The 25199-nt window shown below is 69.7% G+C and carries 30 protein-coding genes; 26 read left to right on the top strand and 4 right to left on the bottom strand.

All coding sequences use genetic code 11. From position 1 onward, the window contains the following. Positions 1-6: 6 nt before the first annotated feature. Entirely contained in the window at positions 7-1164 is a 1158-nt protein-coding gene (locus tag OM076_RS16880) for an acyl-CoA dehydrogenase family protein (RefSeq protein ID WP_270041198.1), read from the top strand. Here OM076_RS16880 and OM076_RS16875 read toward each other — a convergent pair. The 4 genes from OM076_RS16875 to OM076_RS16860 are packed head-to-tail and all read right to left on the bottom strand — an operon-like array spanning position 1161 to position 4381. Further along, complete coding sequence (locus tag OM076_RS16875; RefSeq protein WP_270041197.1) at positions 1161-2297, bottom strand: WD40 repeat domain-containing protein; 1137 nt, start codon at positions 2295-2297, stop codon at positions 1161-1163. The genes OM076_RS16880 and OM076_RS16875 overlap by 4 nt on opposite strands. Beyond that, complete coding sequence (locus OM076_RS16870; protein WP_270041196.1) at positions 2294-2881, bottom strand: RNA polymerase sigma factor; 588 nt, start codon at positions 2879-2881, stop codon at positions 2294-2296. The genes OM076_RS16875 and OM076_RS16870 overlap by 4 nt, the downstream gene beginning before the upstream one ends. 7 nt (positions 2882-2888) lie before the next feature. Then, positions 2889-3908 (bottom strand): hypothetical protein, encoded by a 1020-nt coding sequence (locus OM076_RS16865; RefSeq protein WP_270041195.1) that lies wholly within the window; start codon positions 3906-3908, stop codon positions 2889-2891. After that, positions 3905-4381 (bottom strand): hypothetical protein, encoded by a 477-nt coding sequence (locus OM076_RS16860; protein WP_270041194.1) that lies wholly within the window; start codon positions 4379-4381, stop codon positions 3905-3907. The genes OM076_RS16865 and OM076_RS16860 overlap by 4 nt, the downstream gene beginning before the upstream one ends. A gap of 125 nt (positions 4382-4506) precedes the next feature. On the opposite strand from OM076_RS16860, the gene fliJ reads away from it, so the two are divergent. The 25 genes from fliJ (at position 4507) to OM076_RS16735 (ending at position 25132) form a co-directional block, all read left to right on the top strand. Then, positions 4507-4971, top strand: coding sequence for a flagellar export protein FliJ (gene fliJ, locus OM076_RS16855; protein WP_270041193.1), 465 nt, complete (start codon positions 4507-4509; stop codon positions 4969-4971). After that, positions 4968-5654 carry a lytic transglycosylase domain-containing protein gene (locus OM076_RS16850; RefSeq protein ID WP_270041192.1) on the top strand — a complete coding sequence of 229 codons (687 nt, stop codon included), beginning with the start codon at positions 4968-4970 and terminating at the stop codon, positions 5652-5654. Before fliJ ends, OM076_RS16850 begins: the two co-directional genes overlap by 4 nt. 6 nt (positions 5655-5660) lie before the next feature. Further along, positions 5661-7073: a flagellar hook-length control protein FliK gene (locus OM076_RS16845; RefSeq protein ID WP_270041191.1), complete on the top strand. Its 1413-nt coding sequence runs from the start codon at positions 5661-5663 to the stop codon at positions 7071-7073. Between the two features lie 53 nt (positions 7074-7126). Then, positions 7127-7525, top strand: coding sequence for a flagellar hook capping FlgD N-terminal domain-containing protein (locus OM076_RS16840; protein ID WP_270041189.1), 399 nt, complete (start codon positions 7127-7129; stop codon positions 7523-7525). Between the two features lie 46 nt (positions 7526-7571). Continuing rightward, entirely contained in the window at positions 7572-8411 is an 840-nt protein-coding gene (locus OM076_RS16835; protein ID WP_270041188.1) for a flagellar hook-basal body protein, read from the top strand. Between the two features lie 94 nt (positions 8412-8505). Next, positions 8506-8799, top strand: coding sequence for a flagellar FlbD family protein (locus OM076_RS16830; RefSeq protein ID WP_270041187.1), 294 nt, complete (start codon positions 8506-8508; stop codon positions 8797-8799). After that, positions 8796-9596: a flagellar motor protein gene (locus OM076_RS16825; RefSeq protein ID WP_270041186.1), complete on the top strand. Its 801-nt coding sequence runs from the start codon at positions 8796-8798 to the stop codon at positions 9594-9596. Before OM076_RS16830 ends, OM076_RS16825 begins: the two co-directional genes overlap by 4 nt. A gap of 6 nt (positions 9597-9602) precedes the next feature. Continuing rightward, positions 9603-10451, top strand: coding sequence for a flagellar motor protein MotB (locus OM076_RS16820; RefSeq protein WP_270041185.1), 849 nt, complete (start codon positions 9603-9605; stop codon positions 10449-10451). 20 nt (positions 10452-10471) lie between these two features. Beyond that, positions 10472-10915 (top strand): flagellar basal body-associated FliL family protein, encoded by a 444-nt coding sequence (locus OM076_RS16815; protein WP_270041184.1) that lies wholly within the window; start codon positions 10472-10474, stop codon positions 10913-10915. Between the two features lie 7 nt (positions 10916-10922). Continuing rightward, a complete protein-coding gene (fliN, locus tag OM076_RS16810) occupies positions 10923-11282 on the top strand; it encodes a flagellar motor switch protein FliN (protein WP_270041183.1) in 360 nt (119 codons plus the stop codon). 28 nt (positions 11283-11310) lie between these two features. After that, positions 11311-12258 (top strand): YihY/virulence factor BrkB family protein, encoded by a 948-nt coding sequence (locus tag OM076_RS16805; protein WP_270041182.1) that lies wholly within the window; start codon positions 11311-11313, stop codon positions 12256-12258. A 158-nt stretch (positions 12259-12416) separates the two neighbouring features. Continuing rightward, on the top strand, positions 12417-12959 hold the full coding sequence (locus OM076_RS16800) for a FliO/MopB family protein (protein ID WP_270041181.1): 543 nt from the start codon (positions 12417-12419) through the stop codon (positions 12957-12959). Beyond that, a complete protein-coding gene (fliP, locus tag OM076_RS16795; RefSeq protein ID WP_270041180.1) occupies positions 12956-13597 on the top strand; it encodes a flagellar type III secretion system pore protein FliP in 642 nt (213 codons plus the stop codon). The genes OM076_RS16800 and fliP overlap by 4 nt, the downstream gene beginning before the upstream one ends. Continuing rightward, positions 13594-13866: a flagellar biosynthesis protein FliQ gene (gene fliQ, locus OM076_RS16790; RefSeq protein WP_270041179.1), complete on the top strand. Its 273-nt coding sequence runs from the start codon at positions 13594-13596 to the stop codon at positions 13864-13866. The genes fliP and fliQ overlap by 4 nt, the downstream gene beginning before the upstream one ends. Before the next feature lie 3 nt (positions 13867-13869). Continuing rightward, entirely contained in the window at positions 13870-14652 is a 783-nt protein-coding gene (fliR, locus tag OM076_RS16785; RefSeq protein ID WP_270041178.1) for a flagellar biosynthetic protein FliR, read from the top strand. 4 nt (positions 14653-14656) lie between these two features. Continuing rightward, positions 14657-15724: a flagellar biosynthesis protein FlhB gene (flhB, locus tag OM076_RS16780; protein ID WP_270041177.1), complete on the top strand. Its 1068-nt coding sequence runs from the start codon at positions 14657-14659 to the stop codon at positions 15722-15724. Next, on the top strand, positions 15721-17811 hold the full coding sequence (flhA, locus tag OM076_RS16775) for a flagellar biosynthesis protein FlhA (protein WP_270041176.1): 2091 nt from the start codon (positions 15721-15723) through the stop codon (positions 17809-17811). The genes flhB and flhA overlap by 4 nt, the downstream gene beginning before the upstream one ends. 24 nt (positions 17812-17835) lie before the next feature. After that, positions 17836-19326 (top strand): hypothetical protein, encoded by a 1491-nt coding sequence (locus OM076_RS16770; protein ID WP_270041175.1) that lies wholly within the window; start codon positions 17836-17838, stop codon positions 19324-19326. A gap of 4 nt (positions 19327-19330) precedes the next feature. Next, on the top strand, positions 19331-19948 hold the full coding sequence (locus OM076_RS16765) for a flagellar brake protein (protein ID WP_270041174.1): 618 nt from the start codon (positions 19331-19333) through the stop codon (positions 19946-19948). Next, complete coding sequence (locus OM076_RS16760) at positions 19948-20322, top strand: hypothetical protein (RefSeq protein ID WP_270041173.1); 375 nt, start codon at positions 19948-19950, stop codon at positions 20320-20322. The genes OM076_RS16765 and OM076_RS16760 overlap by 1 nt, the downstream gene beginning before the upstream one ends. A gap of 106 nt (positions 20323-20428) precedes the next feature. Then, complete coding sequence (locus tag OM076_RS16755) at positions 20429-21250, top strand: flagellin N-terminal helical domain-containing protein (protein WP_270041172.1); 822 nt, start codon at positions 20429-20431, stop codon at positions 21248-21250. Positions 21251-21416: 166 nt separating this feature from the next. Continuing rightward, positions 21417-22238, top strand: coding sequence for a flagellin N-terminal helical domain-containing protein (locus OM076_RS16750; protein WP_270041171.1), 822 nt, complete (start codon positions 21417-21419; stop codon positions 22236-22238). 152 nt (positions 22239-22390) lie between these two features. Beyond that, complete coding sequence (locus OM076_RS16745) at positions 22391-23209, top strand: flagellin N-terminal helical domain-containing protein (protein WP_270041170.1); 819 nt, start codon at positions 22391-22393, stop codon at positions 23207-23209. Between the two features lie 124 nt (positions 23210-23333). After that, positions 23334-24083, top strand: a complete 750-nt coding sequence (locus OM076_RS16740) for a glycosyltransferase family 2 protein (RefSeq protein ID WP_270041169.1) — start codon at positions 23334-23336, stop codon at positions 24081-24083. Beyond that, complete coding sequence (locus OM076_RS16735; RefSeq protein ID WP_270041168.1) at positions 24083-25132, top strand: glycosyltransferase family protein; 1050 nt, start codon at positions 24083-24085, stop codon at positions 25130-25132. The genes OM076_RS16740 and OM076_RS16735 overlap by 1 nt, the downstream gene beginning before the upstream one ends. Positions 25133-25199: the final 67 nt, after the last annotated feature.

The following is a 25199-nucleotide window of genomic DNA, read 5'->3' as shown; positions in this document are numbered from 1 at the left end:
CCACCGATGTCGCTCGCCCTGACCGCACGCACGGAGCCCGGGGAGCGCCTCGTGGCGCTGGCCGAGACGCTGGCGGCGGAGATCGCTCCGCACGCGGCCGCCCACGACCGCGACGGCAGCTACCCGCACGCCGGCGCCGACCGCCTCGCCGCCGCGGGCTACTACGCGGCGCCGATCCCGGAGCACCTCGGCGGGATGGGCGCGAGCTGCCTGCACGACGTCGTGGTGGGCAACAGCCGCCTGGCGCGTGCCGACGCCTCCCTCGCGATCGGCGTGAACATGCACATGGCCGCGCTGCTGAACATGGTGCGGATGTACGAGCGTGGAGCGGAGAAGCTCGCGCCCGCGCTGGAGCGGATCGCCCGCGACGGCGTGCGCATGTCGGCGGCGGTGAGCGAGCCCGGGCAGGACCTCACCCGTCCGGGAACCGTCGCGACCCGCACGCCGGACGGCTGGCGGATCGACGGCCGCAAGCTGTTCTGCACCGGCTCACCCGCGGCGACCGTCCTCTACACCTCGGTTTCGTTCGCCGGGGAGGACGGCGGGGAGCGCTACGGCTACGCGATGGTGCCGGCCGACGCCGCAGGCGTCACCGTGCACGGCGACTGGGACGCGCTCGGCATGCGCGCCTCCGGCAGCCACTCCGTCACGTTCGACGCCGTAGCGCTCCCCGCAGCAGCCCTGCGCGGTGGCTTCCCCGTGGGTGACGCCGATGGCTACATGTCCCGCAACTTGAATGCCGGCCTGTTCCACGCCGCCGCCTCGCTCGGCATCGCCGAGGCGGCGCAGGACCAGGCGCTCCAGGCCGCTCGCCGAAGCGACGACGCACGTTCGCGTGCGCTGGTCGCCGAGAGCGCCATGGACCTGTCGGCGGCGCGCGGCGCGCTCTCCCGAGCCGCGCAGCTCGTCGACGAACGCCGCGAGGACATCGCGGCGCTCTTCGCCGAGGCACAGGCGGCGAAGACCTTCACCAACGACGCGGCCTGCCGCGTCGTCGACCGCGCGCTGACCCTGACGGGCGGCGCCGGCTATCGGAGCGGTCACCCGCTCGCCCGCGCGTATCGCGACGTCCGCGCCGGTGCCTTCATGCACCCGCTCGGCGCGAACCGCGCCTATGACCTCGTCGGCCGCGTCGCCCTCGGCGCGGACCCGGCGATCCACTAGCAGCACCACCCCCGGGTCCTCGCTCCGGAGCCGAAACGCGGGGCGACGCTGAGCGAGGACACGGACGCTCGTCCCGTTGCGCGGGCGAGCAGCCACTCTCCCGTCGTAGCGTCGCCCGCGAGGAGCCAGCGGCCGTCCGGCGACCAGGCGAGGTCGTCAAGGCGGCCCGCGGCGGAGACGAGCACCGTGCCGCGCAGGCGGATCTCGGTGCGCGTCCCGCGCCGGACCGCAAACGCGAACCGGCCGCGGGCGGCGGCGACCGCGAGCAGGTCGCCGTCGAGCCGGAGGGGCGTGCTGGTGCCGGCAACGAGGTCGCGGACGGTGCCGTGGCGGCGCCCCGCGATCAGGAGTGTGCGGCCGTCGTCGGACCAGGCGAGGTGGCGCACGGCGCCGCTGCGGAACGTCCACAGGACCTTCGCGGTGTCGGCGTCCTCGACCGTCACGGTGCCGTCGCCGGCCGCCCACGCGACGGTGCGGGGCGTGTTCGGCCGCCACGCGGGCGCGACCGCGGCCATGTCACGGCCCGCGATGACGTCATGCTCGCCGTTGCCGTAGACGATCCGGAGCGTGTGGCCGGCGCGGTAGGCGATGTGCAAGCCGTCCGGCGCCCAGCGCGGGAGCGAGACCGGGCCACCAGGCTGCACCTTCCAGCGCACGTGGCCGTTGGCCGGGTTCAGCGCGGTGAGCGTGCGGGCGTTGGTCGCGGCGACGAACCATCCGCGCGGCGACCAGTCGGCGTCTTCGTAGTCGCCGAGCGCGGTCCGGTGGCCGTTGCGGCTGACCACGAAGAGGCCGTCGGCGCCGCTGACCAGCAGCCGGCCGGCGGCGGGGAGCGCGAACTCGCTCTTCGGTACCGGCACCGGCGTGGCCTTCGGCTCGCGCACGATCTCGCGCACGAGCCGCTCGACCGCCTGCGCGGGACCGCTGTCGCGCTGGGTGACGAAGAGCGCCGCGAGGATCGCCGCCAGCGCCGTGCAGACGAGCGGCACCGCCCGCCGCGCCCGCCGCCGCGTCCGCGTGGCGTCGTGGGCGGCGAGAACGGTCCGGCGCGCACGCTCGCGGGCGGGCCCGGCGTCGGGCGGCTCGGCCTCGCGCAGCGCCCGCTCGAGGGCGTCGACCTGGTCGCGGGTCATCGCTCCTCCTCCAGCGCGAGCGAGAGCGCGTCCAGGGCGCGGCGCAGGCGCGAGTTCACGGTCCCGCGTGGGAGGTCGAGCATCGTCGCGATCTCACCCGGCGTGTAGCCGAGGAGGTGGCGCAGGACGACGACCGCGCGATGCTCGGGCCCGAGGTCGGCGAGCGCGGCCACGAGCTCGTCGCCGAGCTCGACCGAGGTCTCCGGTGCGACCGGCTCGGGCAGCGTGTCGGCGCCGGTCTCGGGGCGCAGTGCGCGGGCGCGCGACCAGTCGATCGCGCGGTTGACGACGATGCGATGCAGCCACGGGGCGAGCGGCCGGCGGCGATCGAAGCGGTCCAGCGCCCGCAGCGCGCTGACGAACGCCTCTTGCGCGATGTCCTCGGCGGCCGCGGCGTCGTGCACGACCAGCCAGGCGGAGCGGTGGACCGAAGGCCAGTGGCGCCGGAACAGCTCCTCGACGGCTTCGGCGGAACCGCCCTGGGCGGCGCGCACGAGCGCGGCGTCGCCGCGGCGGCTCAGTGGCCGCGCCACACGCAACCTCCCGGCGACCACATCCTGCACCGCGTGCTCCTCGGTCGACATCGCAAGCCTAACCCCGTCCGACACCCGACACGCCCAGTGAGCGCGCGCTGATCTCCGCCCACGCGAGGTCGCTCGCGCTCGACCCCGGGCGGGTGAAGATGCGGATCGAGAAGCGGAAGCCGCGGAAGCTGAGGCCGGCGCGGCGGTGGGCGTCGAAGACGAGCGCGGACGCGGCGGGCGGGAAGGCCGGCGAAGGCCGCCCGCGCGTTTGCTCGGTGACCCGCACGACGACCGTGTCGGCGGGGTTGGCGACCCGGAACAGGCGGCGCGAGCGTGGCGTCGTGTGAACGCGTTTGAGCGCATGCGCCTGCCAGCCGGGCGGGACGCGCATCGAGTCGTACGCGCCCGAGACCACGGAGCGCCAGCCGGTGGGTGGCGCGGGAGGAGCGATCGCCTGGACGACGAGCGAGTCCAGCAGCGCCTCGACCTGGTGCCGGCGGGCGGCGCCCGCGCGCGGCCCGAGCACGACCTGCGCCTGCAATGCGCGACCCTGCTCGGTCCACCACACGATCGCGCCGAGCCCCAGACACTCGTACGTGCGCGCGCGGGCGACCCGGAAGTGCCGCGGCCGCGCCGGATAGTGGGCGAGCCGCTTCGGCCTCGCCTCGGCCTCGCGATCCTCGAGCAGGTACACGAGCGCCCCACCGGCCGGAATCTGCGCCCGCGCCGTCTCCGGCCCGCAGTCCCGATCGGGCGCGTCCTGTCGCAACGGGAAGGTCGCGGCGGCGAGCCGGTGCACCGGCTGCACGAGCGCGGTGAGCTGCGACCGCACCGGCTCCCACCCGGCGGGAAGCGTCCAGCTCAGCCCCGCGGCGGGATCCGAGGCGGCGGGCGGCGTGGGGGCCGCGCGCGTCGGCGCGGCGAGTGACGCCGCGAGACGGCGCGTGGGGGCGGTGAGCAGCGTGGCGGCGGCGTGGGGCGCGAGGGTGGCGAGGGTCGTTGCGGCCGGGCGCGCGGCCGCGGAGAGCGGCGCGGTCGCGGCGGCGGCCGCCAAAACCGCGCAGGTCAGGGCGCGGCGCGCGGTCATCCCGTCACCGTCGCGCCCTGGTCCGGGCCGATCACCGCGACGACGGAGGCGGAGCACTGCGACTCGTCCACGCGGCGCGCGACGACCGTCGCCGCGGTCACGTGGACCTGGGCGGACGCGAAGGGAGCGATCTGCCAGCGTTGCGAGAGCACGGCGGCGGGTGGCTCCGCGAGCACCGTGTCGCCCGCGTCGACGCGCAGGCCGAGCGGCGGTCCGGAGGAGCGCGCGACGACGATGTCGGAGGTCGCCAAGAGGTGGTCGGCGACGAAGCGCACGCCGACCGTCCCGGACGCCGCCGGGCAGGTCGCGGTCCAGCGTCCCACGCGCGGCACCCGCAGGATCAGCTTCGACGTGGGCGCGCTCACCCGCAGGTCGGCCGACAGCACGCGGCTGCTCGGCGGCGGGACCGCCGGTGCGGCCGGAGTGACGAGCAGCGCCAGAGCACTCAGGAGGAGGGTCGCGCAGACGCGCATCGCCCGAACTACGATCCGCGCCGCCCGAGAGGTCCTCGCGCGCGAGCGCGCGCGAGATGCAGCACGGCTGGACGCTTGTCGGTGGCCACTTCAGGTCTGGACCCCATGTGCCGATAGCTCCTTTCGTGGAGACGCCCTCGTTCACGTTCCGGCTCGAGCGAGTCCGAACGATCCGTGAACGCGCGGAAGATCGCGCCCGCGAGAACCTCAGCAACGAACTGCGTGTACGCGCGGAAGGTGAAGCCATGCTCGAGCAGGCCACCGACGCCGCGATCGCCGCTCGCGATCACTCTCGCGCGACCGTTCAGTCGCAGCGGCTCTCTTCATCTGACTTTCTCTCGGCGCAGGCCTTCATCGAGCGGACCGAACGCCTGCGGATCGACGCGTCGATCGAGCTGGCGCGCCGTGAGGCGGAAGTGGCCGTGCGCCGGGAGGTGCTCGCCGCCGCCGCCCGCGACCGGCAGGCCATCGACAAGCTCAAGGAACGCCAGAAGGCCGAGCACGACGCAGAGTGGGCAAGGAAGTCCCAAAACACCCTGGACGAGCTCGCGCTCGCCGTTCACCGACGTGGAGGGGCCCTCGCCGCATGAGTATCGAAGCCGTGATCAGCCGTGTCAGCCAGCTGCAAGCGATGCTGGCTTCCGGTAGCCCGCAGCCGGCCGCGACGACCGCGACCACCCCGACCTCCACCAGCTTCTCGACGGCACTGCAGAACGCGACGACGAGCGCCACCCCGACGGCCTTCTCCTCGCTCGCGACGGGCACACCCGCCGCCACCACGGCGAGCGCCATCTCGAGCAGCTCGAGCCTCCCCGCTGGCACGCCCTACGCCGCCGAGATCACGGCAGCCGCGACCGCCAACGGCGTCGATCCCGCCCTGCTGGCGGGCCTGGTCAAGCAGGAGTCCGGCTTCAACCCCAACGCCGGCTCCGGCGCGGGCGCCCGCGGCCTCACGCAGCTGATGCCGTCGACGGCCTCCGGCCTCGGCGTGAGCAACGTGCTCGACCCCGTGCAGTCGCTCAACGGCGGCGCCAAGTACCTCAAGCAGCAGCTCGACACCTTCGGCGGCGACGTGACCAAGGCGCTCGCGGCCTACAACGCGGGCCCGGGCGCGGTGCAGCGCTTCGGCGGCGTGCCGCCGTACGCCGAGACCCAGAACTACGTCCGCATCGTGCAGGCCAACGCCGCGGCCTACCGCGCCGGTGCCGAAACGACTCCGACTCCGTCCCCCTCCACCGCCGGCTCCATCGGCGCGCTCCCCTCCGAGATCTAGAGGCCCATGACCACCGACCGCACCGCTGCGCCCTCGCGCAGCACGGCACTTGCTGACCGCCCGGCTTCGGCCGCGGGACGCACCCCGGCTCCGCCGACCGACATGTTCTCCGCGCTCCTGGGCGCCGCGACGCCGAAGAAGGGCGACCAGCCCGTCCGTCGCGACGACAACCCGGCGAACCGTCGCGACGACGACCACGGGCACATCGACAAGCAGCGCCGCAGCGACGACGCGCACCGCGCGGGCGACAAGCGCAAGCCGGCCAACCAGACTGACGATGCGCCGCCGCCGGCCGACGCACCGGCGCCCACCGACGAAGCGACGCAGGACGCGAACACCGAGCAGAAGCCGACGGTGACGATCGCGCCGAACCTCTTCGCGCTGCAGCTCACCTCCCCGCTGCCTCCGCAGGGCACGCCCGCGGCTGAGACGCCCGCCACCGGACCCACGCTTCCGGCCTTCGCCGGCCAGGTCCCCGCCTCGGTCGCCGCGGCCACCACCGCACAGGCGACCCTCTCGGGCACCGTCGACGCGATCGCCGCCACCGCGGCCGATGCGACCGCAACCGCGGCTACGACCGCTGCCGACGCGGCGGCCACGGCCACGACCGCGACGGCCACACCGGGCGCCATCGCGCTCGAAGGCCTCCCGGCCGAGGCGACCGCCGACACCACGTTGCCCGCGGGCATCGACCTCACCAAGCCGCAGGTCCAGGCGCCCGCGACCGACGCTCCCGCCGCCCCGGCGCAGGACGCGGCGTCGCAGCCGCAGCAGAACCCGGACGACGCGCAGTCCCAGCCTCAGCCGCAGGACACGGCGCCTGCGCAGCCGGCCACGCCCGCGCAGCACACCGCCAAGCCGGCCGAAGCCCCCGCGCCTTCCGCGCCCCAGCCGATCACCACGAGCCCGATCGCTCCGAACGCCGCACCCGCGATGCCCTCGACGCCCAGCGTCCAGCGCGCCGTGCCGCTCAGCCGCGCGGTCGCGACCACGGGCGTGATGGTCCACATGATGTCGAGCAAGGGCGTCGAGCACGCCCGGCTGAACCTCAAGCCGGCCGAGCTCGGCGGGATCGAGGTCCGGCTGCGCAGCACCAGCGCCGGCCTCCACGCGATGCTCGTCGCCGACTCCCCCGAGGCCGCGCGCATGCTCGCGTCGGCGGGCGACGATCTCAAGCGTCAGCTCGAGGACAAGAACGTCACCCTGCTCTCGCTGGACGTCTCGACGTCCGACAAGCGTCAGGACCAGCCCGCCGGCTTCAGCACGGACGGCTTCGGCGATGACCGCTACAAGCCCGGATTCGGTCAGAACACCCGCCGTTCCAGCGCAAATGAGAGCGCTCTCCTCATGGATGCGCCGGCCAATGCCGAAACCACTCTTGTCCTTCCTGACGGCGTCCACGTCGACGTCCTGGCCTGACACACCCTCCGATCGGACCCTCTCCAATGCCTGACACGACGACCGTTCCGCCCATGACGACCACGGCCGGGCCCCAGACGGGCTCGACCAACGTCTCGAACCCCAAGGCGGCGCTGGACAAAGACGGCTTCCTGAAGATGTTCATCGCCCAGCTGCAGCATCAGGACCCCACCAAGCCGATGGACTCCAACGAGTCGATGCAGCAGATGTCGTCGTTCTCCATGGTCGAGCAGATCACGAACATGGCGTCCACGAACACGCAGATCGCCCAGTCGCTGAACACCTCTTCCGCGGTCGGCCTGATCGGTCGCACGGTGACCTACACCGGCACCGACAAGGCGCCGCACACGGGCAAGGTCGAGCGCGTCGCGACGTCCAAGGACGGCGTCTCGACCATCACCGTCGCCGGCCAGACCGGCATCGATCCCTCCACCATCACCGAAGTCGCCTGATCCGGCGGCGCCCTAACAAGGAGCACTCCCCCTCATGATGCGAGGCATGTTCGCCGCCATCAGCGGCCTCAAGCAGCACCAGGTCATGCTGGATGTCACGGCCAACGACATCGCGAACGTCAACACGATCGGCTACAAGTCCGCGCGCGTGACGTTCTCGGATTCGCTGAACCAGCTCCAGCGCGGTGCCGCCGGCGCGACGACCGCCACCGGCGGCTCCAACGGCGCCCAGGTCGGTCTCGGCGTCGGCCTCGGCTCGATCGACAACCTGATGACCAGCGGCGCGGTCCAGACGACCGGCAACCCGCTCGACGTCGCGATCCAGGGCGACGGGTTCTTCCAGATCGGCGAGGGCAACCCGTCGGGCACGAACGATCCGATCACGCCGACGGCCTACACGCGCGCCGGCAACTTCTCGATCTCCAACAAGGGCTTCCTGACGACGCAGACCGGCCAGTACGTGACCGGCTACGCGCTCGACGGCACCGGCAACCCGATCCCGACCGACGTCGCGATCAAGGTCCCGGCCGGCGCGACCGGCGTCGCCATCGACCAGTCGGGCGGCGTGTCCTACATCGACCCGACGTCCCAGACGCGCGTCACCCCGTACCGCATCACCCTGGCGACGTTCTCGAACTCCGCCGGCCTCGAGCGCGAGGGCGGCAACCGCTGGGTCACTTCGGCCAACTCGGGGCAGAAGACCATCAGCACCCCGGGCATCAACGGCCTCGGCACCACGACCGCCGGCGCGGTCGAGATGTCCAACGTCGACCTGGCGTCGACGTTCACCAACATGATCACCGCGCAGCGCGGCTTCCAGGCCAACTCGCGCGTCATCTCGACGGCCGACGAGATGCTGCAGGACCTGGTCAACCTCAAGCGCTAACCGCGCTGGTCGCAGTCCTGACTCCACGGCGAAAGGCTCCCCTCGGGGAGCCTTTTCCGTTTAAGACCCTAGGACATATGCCGATCTTAGGGGTGTGATCCGTCTCCACCGCCTATCCGCGCGGGCTGAGGTCTTCTACCTCAACCCCGACCTGATCGTCGCCATCGACTCGACGCCGGACACGGTGGTGACCCTGACCACGCATCAGAAGGTGCTCGTGGCCGACAAGGCCGACGACGTCGTCGCCGCCATCCAGAAGTGGCGCTCCTCGATCCTCGCCGGCGCCATGCCCAGCACCCCCAAGCGCCGCAGCGAAGCGGGCCTCACGCTCGTCGCCGCGACCGCCGCCAATCCACCCATCAACCATGACGAGGAGAGCGACCGATGAAGGCCTCATCCGCAATCGGCCTGGTCGTCGCGATCGTCGGCCTGTATCTCGGAGCGACCATGGAGGGTTCCAACCCCATGGCGGTCCTGTCCCCTTCCGCGATGAGCATCGTGCTCGGCGGAACGCTCGGTGCCGTGATCATCGGCACCAGCTTCGCCAGCATCACGAACATCCCGAAGATGTTCATGAAGGCGTTCAACCCGCCCCAGCACGACCTCAACGCGAAGGTCGCCGAGCTGGTCGGGTACGCCGAGGCCGCGCGCCGCGACGGCCTGCTTGCCCTCGACGAGGTCACGTCCACGATCGAGGACCCCTACACCCGCAAGGGCCTGCAGCTGGTCGTCGACGGCACCGACCCCGACCTCGTCGCCGACATCCTCGAGTCCGAGAACGACGCGATGCGCAAGCGTCACATCGCCAGCGTGCAGCCGTTCGACAAGGCCGGCGGCTACGCCCCGACCATGGGCATCATCGGCACCGTCTTCGGCCTGATCCACGTGCTCGCCAACCTCGACAAGCCGGCGACCCTCGGCCCGTCGATCTCCGCGGCGTTCGTGGCCACGCTGCTCGGCGTGGCGTCCGCGAACGTGCTCTACCTCCCGATCAGCTCGCGCCTGAAGCAGCTCTCCCAGGAAGAGCTTCACGCCCGCGCGCTGATCGTCGAGGGCATCCTGTCCATCCAGGCCGGCGACAACCCGCGCGTGGTCCAGGAGAAGCTCATCACCTTCGTCCCGCCGGCGCTGCGCGTCGATCCGGAAGCGGCCAAGGCCGCGAACGCCGAGAAGGCGGCCGCGTAGTCCGTCATGGCTGGGCACAAGCGACAGAAGCGGGCTCACCATGAGGAGGAGCACGAGAACGAGGAACGCTGGCTCGTGTCCTTCGCGGACATGATGACGCTCCTGTTCTGCCTCTTCATGGTGCTCTTCGCGATCTCCTCCGTGAACACGTCCAAATTCGAGGCGCTCCAGAAGTCCCTCAAGGACGCGTTCTCGGGGGCCGTGCTCGACGGCGGTCATTCGATGCTCAACTCGGGCTCGGACGAGAAGAAGACCAAGCAGTCCGCGGTTGAGCCGCCCCTGCCGTCGTTGCGCCCGCTGACCGCGATCAACAACACGAGTCGCCAGCACAACGTCGCCGAGGAAGCGAAGCTGGCCAAGCAGGAGGAGCAGGACTTCCGCGCGCTCAAGCGGCGCGTGGACAAGCTCGCCAAGGAGGCCGGCGTCTCGGGCAAGGTCAATGTGACCGTGCGCCGGCGCGGCCTGGTGATCCAGCTGCTCACGGACAAGGTCTTCTTCTCCTCGGGTGAGGCGGTCCTGCACCCCGAGGCGCACCGCCTGGTCGCCAAGATCGGCCAGATCGTGCGCGACGAGCACAGCCATCCCGTCGTCGTGGAGGGCTACACGGACTCGCAGCCGATCTCGAACTCGCGCTACCAGTCCAACTGGAACCTGTCCGGCGATCGCGCCGCCGCAGTGGTCAACGACTTCGCCGAGATCGGCGTCCTCGCGAACCGGATGACCGTGCAGGGCTTCGGCAGCCAGATCCCGATCGACACGAATTCCACGGCGGAAGGCCGTGCCCGGAACCGGCGGGTGGAGATCGTCCTCTCCCGGATCCACACAAGCAGCACCGACACGGAGTCAACTCCCTAGCGCATGGAGGCGCTAATTCCATGGTCAAGAAAATCGTCCCAGTCATCGCTCTGCTCGCCGTGCTCGGCGGCGTGTACAAGTTCGTCCTCGCCAAGCCGGCCAAGGCGGAGCCCAAGCCGCACGTCCAGGGCACGGTCTACATGCTCCAGAAGGAGTTCCTGATCAACCTGGCCGACGGCCGCTTCGCCAAGATGCAGATCGGCCTCGTCCTCGCCCACGACGACACCTCGACCGTCGCCGCGGGCGGCCACGAGACGTCGACGCCGCCCGAGGGCTACGGCGCGATGTCCCAGGAGGGCATCGTCCGCGATCTCATCACCGCTGAGCTGACCGACGCGACCGACAAGGACCTCATCGGTGAGAGCGGTCGCGACAAGCTCAAGGAGAAGATCCTCAAGTCCTTGAAGAAGTACACCGATGTAAAGGTCGAGCACGTCCTGTTCTCAGACCTAACCGTTCAGTAGAGACCCCATGGCTGAAACCGTCGATTACGCACCCTTCGAGACCACCACGGCCGGGCCCGTGGAGCCGCCTGCGGCTCCGCACCCGGTCACGGCCGAAGAGCTCTCCCGCCTGCACGACGTGTCGGTGGAGCTCGCGGTCGAGGTCGGCCGGACCCAGATGACGATCCGCGAGGCGCTCGCGCTGGGCCCGGGGTCGATCGTGACCCTCAACCGGCTCGCCGGCGAGCCCGTCGACCTGCTGGTCAACGGCAAGCCGATCGCCCGCGGCGAGGTCGTCGTGATCGACGAGGAATTCGGCCTCCGGGTCACCGAGGTGCTCGCGCCCAAGAGCGCGACCGAGGCGGCGGAAGCCGCCCACGACGCCTAAACCTGGCGAGACGCGGTATACGGGCGGTGTGCATCGCGCCGCCCGAGCCGTCGCTTCCTTCTGGCGCAAGGCGTACGAGGACGGTCTGACCGGCCTCGCCGCGATGGTGGCGTACAACCTGCTGCTGTCGATCTTCCCGCTCGCGCTGATCGCCCTGTTCGTCGCCGGGCGGGTGCTGCGCAGCCCCGAGCTGGCCGCGTCGGTCATCAACGACGCACGCACGATCTTTCCCACCGCGGCGCAGAGCACGCTGGTGGAGGGCGTCCGCCGGCTGCAGCAGTCCTCGACCACGGTCGGCATCGTCGCCCTGGTCTCATCGCTGTGGGTCGGCGCCTCCTTCTGGGGGGCGCTCGACACCGCGTTCTGCCGCATCTACCACCTGCCGTGCCGCTCGTGGGTCCGGCAGAAGCTGTTCGGCTTCGGGATGCTGTTCGTGGTCCTGATCTTCATCGCCGCGAGCGTCGCGGTGCCAACCGTGCAGGCGATCGCCGCCTCAGGCGCCAAGGACCTGCCGTTCGGCCTCGGCGACGGCCGCGACCTCGTCTACTCCGGCGGGATCGCGGTCGGCCTGCTGGTCCTGTTCCTCGCGCTGTGCATCACGTACGCGGCGGTGCCCAAGGGCGCGATCCCGTGGTCGTGCGTGTGGCCGGGAGCGATCAGCGCGACGCTCGCCATGGGTCTGGTCGACGCGACGTTCCCGCTGTATCTCTCGAACGTCTCGACGTTGCGGATCGGGACGAGCGCGGTCTTCGTGCTGATCGCGCTCGTCTGGTTCTACGTGCTGGCGCTCGTGGTGCTCGCCGGCGCGGTGATCAACGAGCTGCGGTTTGAACGGGTGCGCTCGAGCGGGGGAACCGTCGACTTGCCGGCACCGCGCGTTGCCAAGTCTCGACCCGCCGCTCCATCACCGACCCCGGCTTCGCGGGCACGCGGGGATAGGTCCGATGCGTCGGAGGACGCGAATGAGACGACGTAGTTTCAGCCATCCGCGCATGCCATCAGTTACGCGCGTGGTCGGCATCGGCCCGGATGTCCTGAGTCAAACGACCGGAAGTCGACGTTCAAGTTTCGCTACCCACCGGCCGATACGAGCCGTGAGCCTGATCCGGGCTCACCTCCACCTCCTCGGTAAAGATGCGGACCCTCCACGCCATTCTTCCCGCGGCCGTCTTCGGCTGCCTGCTCACCGCCCCTGCCGCGTTCGCGGCGGGCACCGGTGAGAACACCACGCTGGACCCGAAAGCGTTCAGCTCGACCGCCAAGGACACGACTTCGCACACCGCGAACTCCAGCGGCGGCCTCGTGCGCACCATCATCGGCCTCGCGGTCGTCCTGGGCGTCATCTACGGCCTCTACTGGGTGCTCAAGCAGGTCAAGAGCTCCAAGGACACCGCCTCCGCCGGTGAGGGTCTGGAGACGCTGGCCACGCTGCCGCTCGGCGCCCACAAGTCGCTGCACCTGGTGCGCGCCGGCCGCGAGATCGTCCTGCTCGGCACCGCGGAGAACGCGATCGCCCCGATCCGCCGCTACAGCGAGGCCGAGGCCCGCGCGCTGGGCCTGATCGAGGGCCCGCCGACCGTCACCGTGCCGATGGGCGCGACGCTCGCCAGCCTCGAGCCCGCCGCGGCCCCCAAGGGCTTCATGAACGCGCTGCGCTCCAAGACGGTGGTCAAGTGAAGACCGACGGCTCCAACGCGGTCCAGCTGCTGCTGTTCGTCGGCGGCATCTCGCTGGTCCCCGCGCTGCTGTTCACGGTCACCGGCTTCACGCGCATCCTGATCGTCCTCAGCTTCATTCGCACCGGCCTCGGCACGCCCACGGCACCGCCGAACCAGGTCCTCGTGGGCATCGCCTTCTTCCTGACGCTGTTCGTCATGAGCCCCACGCTGAAGACGATCAAGCACGACGCCTACGACCCGCTGCAGAAGGGCTCGATCTCCCAGACGGTGGCGCTCAAGCGCGCCGAATTGCCGCTGCGCGACTTCATGTGGAAGCAGACCCGCGACAAAGACGTCGCGCTCTTCGTCAAGCTCTCCGACACCAAGAACGTCAAGACTCGCGCCGACGTCCCGACGCAGGTCCTGATCCCGGCGTTCATCATCTCCGAGCTCAAGACGGCCTTCCAGATCGGCTTCCTGATCTTCCTGCCGTTCCTGATCATCGACCTCGTGGTCTCGTCCACGCTGATGTCGATGGGGATGATGATGCTGCCTCCTGTCTTCATCTCCCTGCCGTTCAAGATCCTGCTGTTCATCCTCGTGGACGGCTGGAACCTCGTCACTTCGTCGCTCGTTCAGAGCTTCCACATGTCATGAGCCAGGACAAGGTCGTCTCCCTCATCGTCGACGCCATGGGCGTCACCATGAAGATCGCCCTCCCGATGCTCCTCGTCGGCCTGGTCGTCGGCCTGCTGATCTCGATCCTGCAGGCAGTGACGCAGATCCAGGAGCAGACGCTCTCCTTCATCCCGAAGATCCTCGGCCTCGTCGCGGTCATCGCGATCGCCGGCCCGTGGATGCTCAGCACGATCGTCGATTGGACGACCGAGCTGTGGCAGCAGATCCCGCTTTACGTCGGGAGCTGACGGATGACCGCCAATGAACTCCTCGCTCGGTTCTCCGAGCAGCAGGTCGCTGCCTTCTTCCTGGTCCTCGCCAGGGTCTCCCCGCTCTTCATCCTCGCTCCGCTGTTCTCGAGCAAGATGATCCCGGGGCGCGTGCGCTCGATCATCGCCGTCGGCCTCGCGGTCGGCCTGATGCCGGTCGTCAAGCACGGCACGATCGATCTCGATCCGCTCGCCTACGGCGGCCTGATCGTGAAGGAGGTCGTTGTCGGTCTCGCCTTCGCCTACGCCCTTGCGGCGATGTTCGCCGGCCTGCAGGTCGCGGGCTCGCTGCTGGACACGCTGATCGGGTTCTCGTTCGGCTCGCTGGTCGACCCCGTCACGGGCAACCAGTCGACCGTCATCGCCCAGCTGTACTCACTCTTCGGCGTCGCGATCCTGATCGCGATCGGGGGCGACGCCTGGATCATCAGGGGCCTCGGCCGCACCTACGAAGCCGTCCCGCTGCTGGACGCGCCGGCCATCGGCTCGATGGTGGAGGGCGCGCAGATCGCGTTCTCGGGCATCTTCGCCTCCGCGTTCATGATCGGCGCGCCGGTGATCATCGCGCTGACGATCACGGACGCCGCCTTCGGCGTGGTCTCGCGCGTCGTGCCGCAGATGAACATCTTCGCGGTCGGCTTCCCGGCCAAGATGATCGTCGGCCTGGTGCTGCTGGGGGCGTCGCTGCCCTTCGTCTCGAACTTCTTCATCGGCTCGCTGCACGACTCCGTCGTCGAGGCCCTGCACTTCTTGAAGGCCGCCTAGCGCCATGGCCAACGACAAGACCGAGAAGGCAACACCCAAGAAGAAGGAGGATTCGCGCAAGAAGGGCCAGGTCGCGAAGTCCGCCGACATCAACGGCGCCGCGATCCTCCTCGCCGGCCTGATCGCGCTCTCCGCCGCGGGCCCCAAGGCCATGCAGCAGATGAAGATCGCGATGACGCAGGTCATCGACCTGATGGCGCATCCGCAGGTCGTCGACCGCCAGGGCGTCGGAACGCTCTTCATGATGGTCGGGCAGCACATCGGCCTGGCGATCCTGCCGATCGTCGGCACGTGCTTCGTCGCCGGCCTCGTCGCCGCCACCGCCCAGGTCGGCCTGAAGCCGACGCCGCAGGCGATCAAGCCCGACTTCAAGAAGCTCAACCCGGCCTCAGGCCTGAAGAACCTCTTCAACCCGCAGCACTTCGCGTTCGAGTCGGGCAAGAACCTGATCAAGACCGCGATCGTCGGCGCGATCGCCGCCTTCGCGGTCTTCCCGAAGCTCGACGAGATGGCCGCGCTGGTGGGGATGCCGCCGCAAGAGCTGATCCCGCTGGTCGGCTCGATGGTCATGACCATCGCGACCCGCGCCGCGATCGCCTACCTGCTGATCGCCGCCATCGACTACGCGTACCAGAAGCACAAGCACAACAAGGGTCTGAAGATGGACAAGGAGGAGATCAAGCAGGAGTTCAAGCAGCAAGGCCTCCCTGCCGAAATCAAATCTGCGCAGCGCAGACGGGCAATGGAGCTCTCCCGCGCACGCATGATGGACGCAGTTCCCACCGCAGACGTGATCGTCACGAACCCCACCCACTACTCCGTCGCGCTCAAGTACTCGAGCGGGAGCTCGGCGCCCATCGTGGTCGCCAAGGGTGTCGACAACCTCGCGTTCAAGATCCGTGAAGCCGCCAAGGACGCCGGCGTCATGATCGTCCCCGACCCACCGCTGGCGCGCACGCTGTACGCCAACGTCGAGATCGGGCGTCAGATCCCCGAGGACATGTTCCACGCCGTGGCGCAGCTCCTCGCCTACGTCTACCGCGTCGCCGGCGCCCGGAAGGTTGCAGCATGAACAACGTCCTGTCCAAGCTCGGCAAGCATGCCGATCTCGCAGCCGCGGGTGGCGTCGTCCTGATCGTGGCGATGCTGATCATCCCGCTGCCGCCGGTGTTGCTGGACTTCTTCATCACCCTGAATATCTCCGCGGCGCTGATGATCGTCGTCGCGACGATGTACGTGCCGCGGGCGCTGGACTTCTCGTCGTTTCCGACGATCCTGCTGCTGACCACGCTCTTCCGCCTGGCGATCAACGTGTCGGTGACGCGACTGATCCTGCTCCACGGCGACGCGGGTCACGTGGTCGAGGCGTTCGGCAACTTCGTCGTGGGCGGCAACATCGTCGTCGGCCTCGTCGTCTTCCTGATCCTGATCGTGATCCAGTTCGTCGTCATCACCAACGGCGCCGGCCGCGTGGCCGAGGTCGGGGCGCGCTTCACCCTCGACGCCATGCCCGGTAAGCAGATGGCGATCGACGCCGACCTCAACACCGGCCAGATCACCGACGAGGAGGCGCGCAAGCGTCGCGCGGAGGTCGCCCAGGAGGCGGACTTCTACGGCGCGATGGACGGTGCCTCGAAGTTCGTCAAGGGCGACGCGATGGCCGGCATCCTGATCACCGGCATCAACCTGCTCGGCGGCATCGTCATCGGCGTGGTCCAGCAGGGCATGCCGTTCGCCGAGGCCGGCCACCACTTCTCGCTGCTCTCGATCGGCGACGGCCTCTGCGCGCAGATCCCGGCGCTGCTGATCTCGGTCGCCACGGGCATCCTCGTCACCCGCTCCGCGGGCTCCGATCAGGACCTCGGCTCGACGGTCTCCAAGCAGATCCTCGACCAGCGCAAGGCGCCGCTCGTCGCGGGCGTCATGATCATCGCGTTCGGCCTCGTGCCCGGCCTGCCGAAGCTGCCGTTCTTCGTCATCGGCGGCATCTTCTTCGCCGTCGGCTGGAGCCTGCGCAACAAGCCGAACACCCGTCAGCAGGAAGTCCTCGACGTGGCCGCGGCCGCCGCGGCGCCCGACCAGGGGCAGCTGCCCGCGCCGCGCGACGCTGCACTGGACGCGCTCGCCGTCGACCCGCTCGAGCTCGCCATCGGCTTCGGCCTGGTGCCGCTCGTCGACAAGGGCGCGGGCGGAACGCTGCTCGCCCGCGTCGGCACGATCCGCCGCCAGATCGCTTCGGAGCTCGGCGTCGTCATCCCGCCGGTCCGCATCCGCGACGACGTCGGCCTGGACTCGCACGAGTACGTCATGCGCGTGCGTGGCTCAGAAGTTGCACGCGGCGGCGTGATGGCGGGGCACCATATGGCCATGAACCCCGGCGACGCCATGGGTCAGCTGCCGGGCATCCCGACCACCGAGCCGGCCTTCGGCCTGCCCGCGGTGTGGATTCCGGAGTCCGGCCGCGCCGAGGCTGAGGCGCTGGGCTGGACCGTGGTCGACGCCGAGTCGGTCGTCGTGACCCACCTGACCGAGATGATCCGCGCGCACGCCTCCGAGCTGCTCACCCGCCAGGAGACGCGTCACCTGCTGGACCAGCTCAAGGAGTTCAACCAGGCGGTCGTCGAGGAGATCGTGCCGGACGTCCTGTCGCTCGGCGAGGTCCAGCGCGTGCTGCAGTCGCTGCTGCGCGAGGGCGTCTCGATCCGCGACCTGGGCGCCGTGCTCGAGGCGATCGGCGACAAGGCCCGCCTCACCCGCGATCCCTCGATGCTGGCCGAGTACGCCCGGCAGGCGCTGGGCCGCACGATCACCGCCCCGTTCCTGGACGCGGAGGGCACGCTGCGCGTCATCGCGCTCGACCCGTCGCTCGAGCAGGCGATGGCCGAAGCGCTCGTCCAGACCGCCGACGGCGAGTTCCTCGCGATGGACCCGAATCTGGCCGCGCAGGTCGTCGAGTCAGCGGCCGAACAGGTCGAGTACGCGATCGCCGCGGGCGGCCGTCCGGTGCTGCTCTGCTCGGCGCGAGTCCGCCGGCATCTGCGACAGTTGTGCGAGCAGCGGCTGCCACAGTTGGCGGTCTGCTCGTACAACGAGATCAGCCCGGGAATCGGGGTAGAGACCACTGGAGTGATCGGCGCGGCGCAGGCCGTGGCCGCCTAGTGTCCGACAACTAGGAGCGCATGAATGGAAGCCTCCACGAGCAACGATCCGGACGTCAAGACCTTCCGCGGGCGCAGCCTGGAGGAGATCCTCCCGCAGATCAGGGAGGAACTGGGGCCGGACGCGATCGTGCTCCGGCGGCGCGAGGGTCTGACCGGTGGAGTCGGAGGCTTCTTCCAGCGCCCCTACGTCGAGGTCGATGCGCGCGGTCCACTCGGGGAGGAGCGCGCGTTGGAGATCCGCAACGACCGTGCCACGGCCGAGGGACTCTCGTCCCCGGCCGTTCAGGCGTTGTTCGAGCAGGCGACGCCGTTCGCCGACGCGCTCGCGGCCGCCGCGCGCGGGACGAGTCCGCAGGATGACTTCTTCTCCGCGACCGTCTCGGAGGACCGCCGGCTGGACCCGCCGCGCGGCGAAGCGGCCGTCTCGTTCGACGAGGACTTCTTCGATCCGGCGAACATCTCCGGCCCGACCGGGCTCTACGGCCCGCAGCCGAACCAGGACGCCATCCGCCGCGCGGCGCCCAAGCCGCCGGTCGCCGAGCCGATGCCGGAGCCCGAGGCCGTACCCGAGCCGCCCGTCGTGCCCGTGCAGGCCAAGCCGGAACCGGAGCCTGAGCCCGAACCGGTCCTCGAAGACGAGGAGCCCGAGCCCGAGCTCGAGGAGCCCGAGGCGGAGCCGGACGCGCCCGCGTTCACCTTCGACGCGCCCACCGGGTTCGCCATCCCGCAGGCGCCGCGCCCGGCCGGGCCGGGCTCGGACCCGCTGCTGCCCGATCGCCCGCAGGCCGCCGACGCGGCCGAGCAGCGGCTGGTGGCCGCCGGGCTGAGCCAGGCGCTCGCCGCCGACGTCGTCCGCGAGGCCGTCGTGCACGGCCTGCCGTTCACCTCGCCACGCAACATCAAGAAGCTCGTGCGCAACGTGCTCGCGGGACGGATCGACGTGTTCCGTAAGCTCGGCACCGAGCCGCGCACGATCGCGCTGGTGGGTGGCGGCGGTGCCGGTAAGACGTCGACGGTCGCCTACATCGCCGCGTCCTACGTCGCCGTCGGCGCCGACGTCGCGGTGATCTCCCTGCGCGGGGACACGACGCTCGCCGCCCGCCTGCAGCCGCTGGGCGTCGCGGTCATCCAGGCCAAGGACGGCGAGCAGGCCAAGAAGCGCCTCGGCGCCGCCCGCCCGCTGATCACGCTGATCGACACCCCGGCGGTCGGTCTGTCGAGCTCCCCGGCGGAGATCAAGACGCTCGCGGCGGAGCTCAAGCTGCTCGACGTCAACGAGGTCCACCTCGCGCTGCCGGCGACGCTCAGCGCCGCCGCCGCCGAAGAGCTCTCCGAGGCGCTCGCCCCGCTCGGCGCGACCCACGTGGTGCTCTCGCACGCCGACGAGACCAAGCGCCCGGGCGCCCCGATCGAGCTCGCGCTCAAGGCCGGGCACCCGCTGTCCTATATTTGCGCCCGCTCGGGCGTCAGCCCCGCCGATCCCGCCGAGCTGGCGGCCCAGCTGCTTCCCTGATCACATGAGCTCCGTGCCCGCCTCAGCGCCGACCCTGACCCCGGGCCAGCACGTGATCGTGCGCAACGTCCACGTGGGCATCCTCCCGGCGACGATCGAGAAGGCCGACGCGGCGTCGGTCACCGTCGCCCTGGCGGTCAAGGACGACCGCATCGAACGGCTCGTCGGGCACGAGATCGCGGTCGAGATCACCTCCGGGCGCGGGATCCACCGCTACACCGGCGCGCTCTCCGCGCAGAAGGCGGGCTCGCTCACCATCGCGCTCAGCGGCGACGTCGAACGCATCCAGCGGCGCGAGTTCGTCCGCGTCGCGGCGCACCTGGATGTCACGATCCGCGGCATCGACGAGGATGTCGGCGGCGAGACGACCACGCTCGATCTCTCCTGCCGCGGTATGCGCATCGCCGACAAGTTCAGCCTGCCGCTGGAGATCGACGTCCGCATCGTGCTTCAGATGCCGGACGGCCCGCCGCTGGAAGCCCTTGGGCGTGTGGTGCGCGTCGGCTCCGATGAGCACCAGAAGGGCATTCGCTTTGACAGCGTGTCGCGTCCCGACGAGGATCGTCTGATGCGCTACATCCGCGACCGCGAGGTCAAAGCGCTGCGGGCCTCCCGAGGCTGATGGCCAAGGAAAAGGACAAGGGCAAGGGCAAGTCCGAGAAGGGCGAGAAGCCCGAATTGGTCGTGTCGATCGCCGCGCACCCGCGCGCGAAGGCCGGTATCCGCCGCGCCCGCACGCGCGCGGCGCTGATCGTCTTCGCGCTCGTCCTCGCCCTGAACATCGTCGGCGACCAGGACTTGTTCGACGCCGTCTGGCGCGCATTGCTGGCCGGCATCGTGGCCAACGTGGTCGTCTGGCGCTTCGCGATCGTCATCTGGCGCCACATCGTCATCTCCGAGGTGCGCCAGCTCGAGGAAGAGCGCGAAGAGAAGCTCAAGGCCCAGCGCGAAGAGCGCGAGCGCGAAGCGGCCGAGCGCCAGGCCCGAACGGTCTAAGCAACTCCCTCAAGTCTCATCGGCGAGCGCCGATTAGCTTGGCTGAAGCGACATGGAGTCGCTTCGTCGTAAGCCCTCTCACCCGATCAACAAGGAGCGTTGAATCATGGGCCTTCGTATCCAGAACAACGTCGAGGCGTTCAACACTCACCGTCAGCTCACCACGACGGCGACCGCCGCTTCGAAGTCGATGGAGAAGCTCTCCAGCGGCTACCGCATCAACCGCGCTGCGGACGACGCTGCCGGCCTTGCCATCTCGGAGAAGATGCGTGGTCAGATCGGCGGTCTCGCCCAGGCCCAGCGCAACGCCCAGGACGGCATCTCGCTCGTTCAGACGGCGGAAGGCGCGCTGACCGAGGTTCACTCGATGCTGCAGCGCATCCGTGACCTGAAGGTCCAGTCGCTCAACGACACGCTCGCTTCTGAGGACAAGGACGCGATCGCGGCCGAGGTCTCCCAGCTCGGCACCGAGATCACGGCCATCAGCTCCGACACGGCGTTCAACGGCATCAAGCTGCTCAACAGCGCTTCGGGCACGCTGAACTTCCAGGTCGGCGCCAACGACAGCGAGACGATCACGGCGAGCCAGATCGACCTGGCCGGCGGCTCGGCCGTCTCCAAGGTCCTCACCGCGTCCGACGCGTCGTCGCTGTCGTCGGTCACGGTCTCCGACATCGACGCGGCCATCAAGGACGTTTCGACCGCTCGCGCCGGGTTCGGCGCGGTGCAGAACCGCCTCGAGCATCGCCTGAACAACCTGGCGACCTACCAGGAGAACCTCACCGCCTCCGAGTCGCGGATTCGCGACGTGGACATGGCGGAGGAGATGACGAAGTTCACGAAGCTCAACATCCTGCAGCAGGCCGGCACGAGCATGCTCGCGCAGGCCAACCAGGCCCCGCAGAGCGTTCTCTCGCTCCTGCGCTAGGCAGACCCCGCTAAACGCCTTCTCGGGTCCGTGTTCTCCAGGCTTCGGCCTGGCGGGTACGGACCCGGACGCGTTTAAGCGCTAAAGCCGCTCGATTGGGCTGCCGAAACTTCCCGTATCCGTCCGGGCCGCATGGAGCGGCCGTTCCTTACAAGGAGTCTTGGCCATGGGCCTTCGCATTCAGAACAACGTCGAAGCCTTCAACACACACCGTCAGCTCTCCGCGACGAGCGCTGCTGCTTCGAAGTCGATGGAGAAGCTTTCCAGCGGCTACCGCATCAACCGCGCCGCCGATGACGCCGCGGGTCTCGCGATCTCCGAGAAGATGCGTGGTCAGATCGGCGGTCTCGCCCAGGCCCAGCGCAACGCCCAGGACGGCATCTCGCTCGTTCAGACGGCGGAAGGCGCGCTGACCGAGGTTCACTCGATGCTGCAGCGCATCCGTGACCTGAAGGTCCAGTCGCTCAACGACACGCTCGCTTCTGAGGACAAGGACGCGATCGCGGCCGAAGTCGGCCAGCTCAGCGACGAGATCACGAAGATCGGCACCACCACCGCGTTCAACGGCACGACCCTGCTCGACGGCACCGCGACCCTGAACTTCCAGGTCGGCGCCAACGACGGCGAGTCGATCTCGGCGTCCAAGATCGACCTGGCCGGCGGCTCGTCGGTCTCGGTGGTCCTCGGCGCATCCGACCAGGCCACGCTCTCGGCGATCGCCATCTCCGACATCGACGCGGCCATCAAGGACGTCTCGACCGGCCGCGCGGCCTTCGGCGCGGTGCAGAACCGTCTCGAGCATCGCCTGAACAACCTGGCGACCTACCAGGAGAACCTCACCGCTTCGGAGTCGCGTATCCGCGACGTGGACATGGCGGAGGAGATGACGAAGTTCACGAAGCTCAACATCCTGCAGCAGGCCGGCACGAGCATGCTCGCGCAGGCCAACCAGGCCCCGCAGAGCGTCCTGTCGCTGCTGCGCCAGTAAAGCGCTAGCGCGCACTCCTCCCTCCTCGACGGGCGGCCACTGGCCGCCCGTCCGCATTAAAGAACGCGGCCGGCGGGCCGATCACCGTGATTGAGGCGACATGGAGTCGCCTCGAGGCAGCCCTTCACCCGATCAACAAGGAGCGTTGAATCATGGGCCTTCGTATTCAGAACAACGTCGAAGCGTTCAACACCCACCGTCAGCTGACGGCCACGGCGTCCGCCGCGTCGAAGTCGATGGAGAAGCTTTCCAGCGGCTACCGCATCAACCGCGCCGCCGATGACGCCGCGGGTCTCGCGATCTCCGAGAAGATGCGCGGTCAGATCGGCGGCCTCGCCCAGGCGCAGCGCAACGCCCAGGACGGCGTCTCGCTCGTCCAGACGGCGGAAGGCGCGCTGACCGAGGTTCACTCGATGCTGCAGCGCATCCGTGACCTGAAGGTCCAGTCGCTCAACGACACCCTCGCTACCGAGGACAAGGACGCCATCGCCGCCGAGGTCAACCAGCTCGGCACCGAAATCACGGCGATCAGCTCCGACACGGCATTCAACGGCACCAAGCTGCTCAACGCCGCTTCGACGCTGAACTTCCAGGTCGGCGCCAACGACGGCGAGACCATCGCCGCCAGCGCCATCGACCTGGCCGGCGGCTCGGCCGTCTCGGTGGTCCTCGGCGCGTCCGACGCGGCCGCGCTGTCGGCCGTCACGGTCTCCGACATCGACAACGCCATCAAGGACGTCTCCACCGCGCGTGCCGCGTTCGGCGCCGTGCAGAACCGCCTCGAGCATCGCCTGAACAACCTGGCGACCTACCAGGAGAACCTCACCGCTTCGGAGTCGCGTATCCGCGACGTGGACATGGCGGAGGAGATGACGAAGTTCACGAAGCTCAACATCCTGCAGCAGGCCGGCACGAGCATGCTCGCGCAGGCCAACCAGGCCCCGCAGAGCGTTCTCTCGCTCCTGCGCTAAGCAGCGATTCGCGACCAGCGGGGCCTCGGCGACGAGGCCCCGCGTTCGTCGTTGTGACGGCCTAAAGCCGCGTGGGTGGGGTGCCGATACAGCCCACGTGGAATCCGTCCCAACGCTACTCGTCGTGCCCGCTCGCGCGGAAAGCGACGAAGAGATCGAGCCCCTCCTCCAAACGCTCGTCTCCCTCACCACGACCGCGGCCGAGTCGATGGTTCTCGTGGTCGACGACCGCTCACCCGCGCCGTTCGCGCAGATGATCGAGGTCGCCGCGTCCGAGCTGGGCTGCGCGTACGTTCTCCAGCAGGACGGCAGCGGCACTTCAGCGGCGTTCAACGTCGGCCTGATCGCCGCGGCCGAGCACGGCATGGACGTGTGCCTCGTCGGGCAAGGCCTCGTGCTCGACTCCCCGGGCTGGCTCGCCCGCCTGAAGGCCCGCACCGGCACCGACGGTCGCCCCGCGGCCGTGGTCGGCGGCGCCGTCGTGAACCCAGAGGGCATGATCCGCCACGCGGGCTACTTCTTCTCCTTCTTCCGCCGCTCGTGGAGCGCTCGGCTGCGCAACGTGCCGCGCCAGCTGCTCGACGTGCAGAAGCCGGTGCTCTGCCCGGTCGGCACCGACCTGCAGCTGATCCGCCGCGAGTGGATCAACCCGGTCGGGCTCTTCGACGAGCAGCTCGAGGGCTCCGATGCCGCGCTGGACTACTGCCTGCGCGTCAGCCAGGCCGGCGGCGAGTGCATCCTCGAGCACAGCGTCCGCGCCGAGTCGCTCGTCGTCGTCGATGTCGAGCCCAAGAGCGGGACGACCAGCGCGGGCCTGTTGCGCTCCAAGCACGCCACCACCGACTTCCGGCCCTGGGTCGCGGAGATCATCTGATGAAGCCGCTGCCCAAGACCATGTTCGTCGGGTACGGACCCGACATGATCTCGTACTACCGGTGCTTCCTGCCCGCGGTCGCGCTCGGTGCCGACTACGCGGCCTGGGTCTCTGACATCAAGGTCTCGGCCCTTCGCCTCGTGACCGGCTTCGACGCCACTCCGCCGCAGCTCGACGACCTCTTCGACTACGAGGTCGTCGTCGTGCAGCAGGCGCGGGGCAAGGTCTGGCTGAAGCTGATCCGCGAGCTGCAGGACGCGGGCGTCACCGTGCTCTACGAGATCGACGACTACGTCCAGTCCGCGCGCAAGATCAAGTCGCACGAGATGAGCGAGACGCTCGACGCGGAGTTCGTGCGCCAGATGGAGCTCTCGATGCACGTCGCCGACGGCATCATCTGCTCGACCGACTACCTCGCCCGGCGCTACCGGGCGCACAACCCGCGCACGTGGACCTGCCCCAACGGCATCGACCTGCCGCGCTACTCGCATCCCCGCATCGAGCGCGAAGGCGTGACGATCGGCTGGTCGGGCGGCGTCGGCCACAAGGCCTCGCTCGCGCGCTGGGAGCCCGCGCTCCGTTCCGTGCTGCGCAGTCGCCCGGAGGCCCGCTTCATGTCGGCGGGTCACCTCGCCGCGCTGGAGTACATCGAGGAGTTCGGGGCCGAGCGGGCGATCCCGGTGCTGCCGGCCAAGCTCGAGGTCTACCCGGCGACGCTGAGCCTGTTCGACATGGCCATCGCGCCGTCGGCCGAGAACAACCTGTTCCGGGGCAAGAGCGACCTGCGCTGGCTCGAGGCGAGCGCCGCCGGCGTCCCGCTGATCGCCGATCCCGAGGTCTACCCCGAGATCGAGGACCGCGTCACCGGCATGCACGCGCGCACGCCGGCCGAGGCCGAGGCCGCGCTGCTCGAGCTGGTCGACGACCGTGAGCTGCGCGAGCGCATCGGGGCCCAGGCCCGCGCCTACGTCACCGAGCACCGCCGCGTCCAGGTGACGGCGGAGGCCTGGCGCGACGTGCTGATGGAGTTCGCGCCGGTCACGGCCTGAAGAAGTTCCTACAGGTTCATCTGCGGCTGCCGAATACCACGGTTAGCCAAGGACGGCGACTGTAGGA

It is taken from the genome of Solirubrobacter ginsenosidimutans, assembly GCF_027587205.1.
This window is presented reverse-complemented; position numbering and strand designations above follow the sequence as displayed.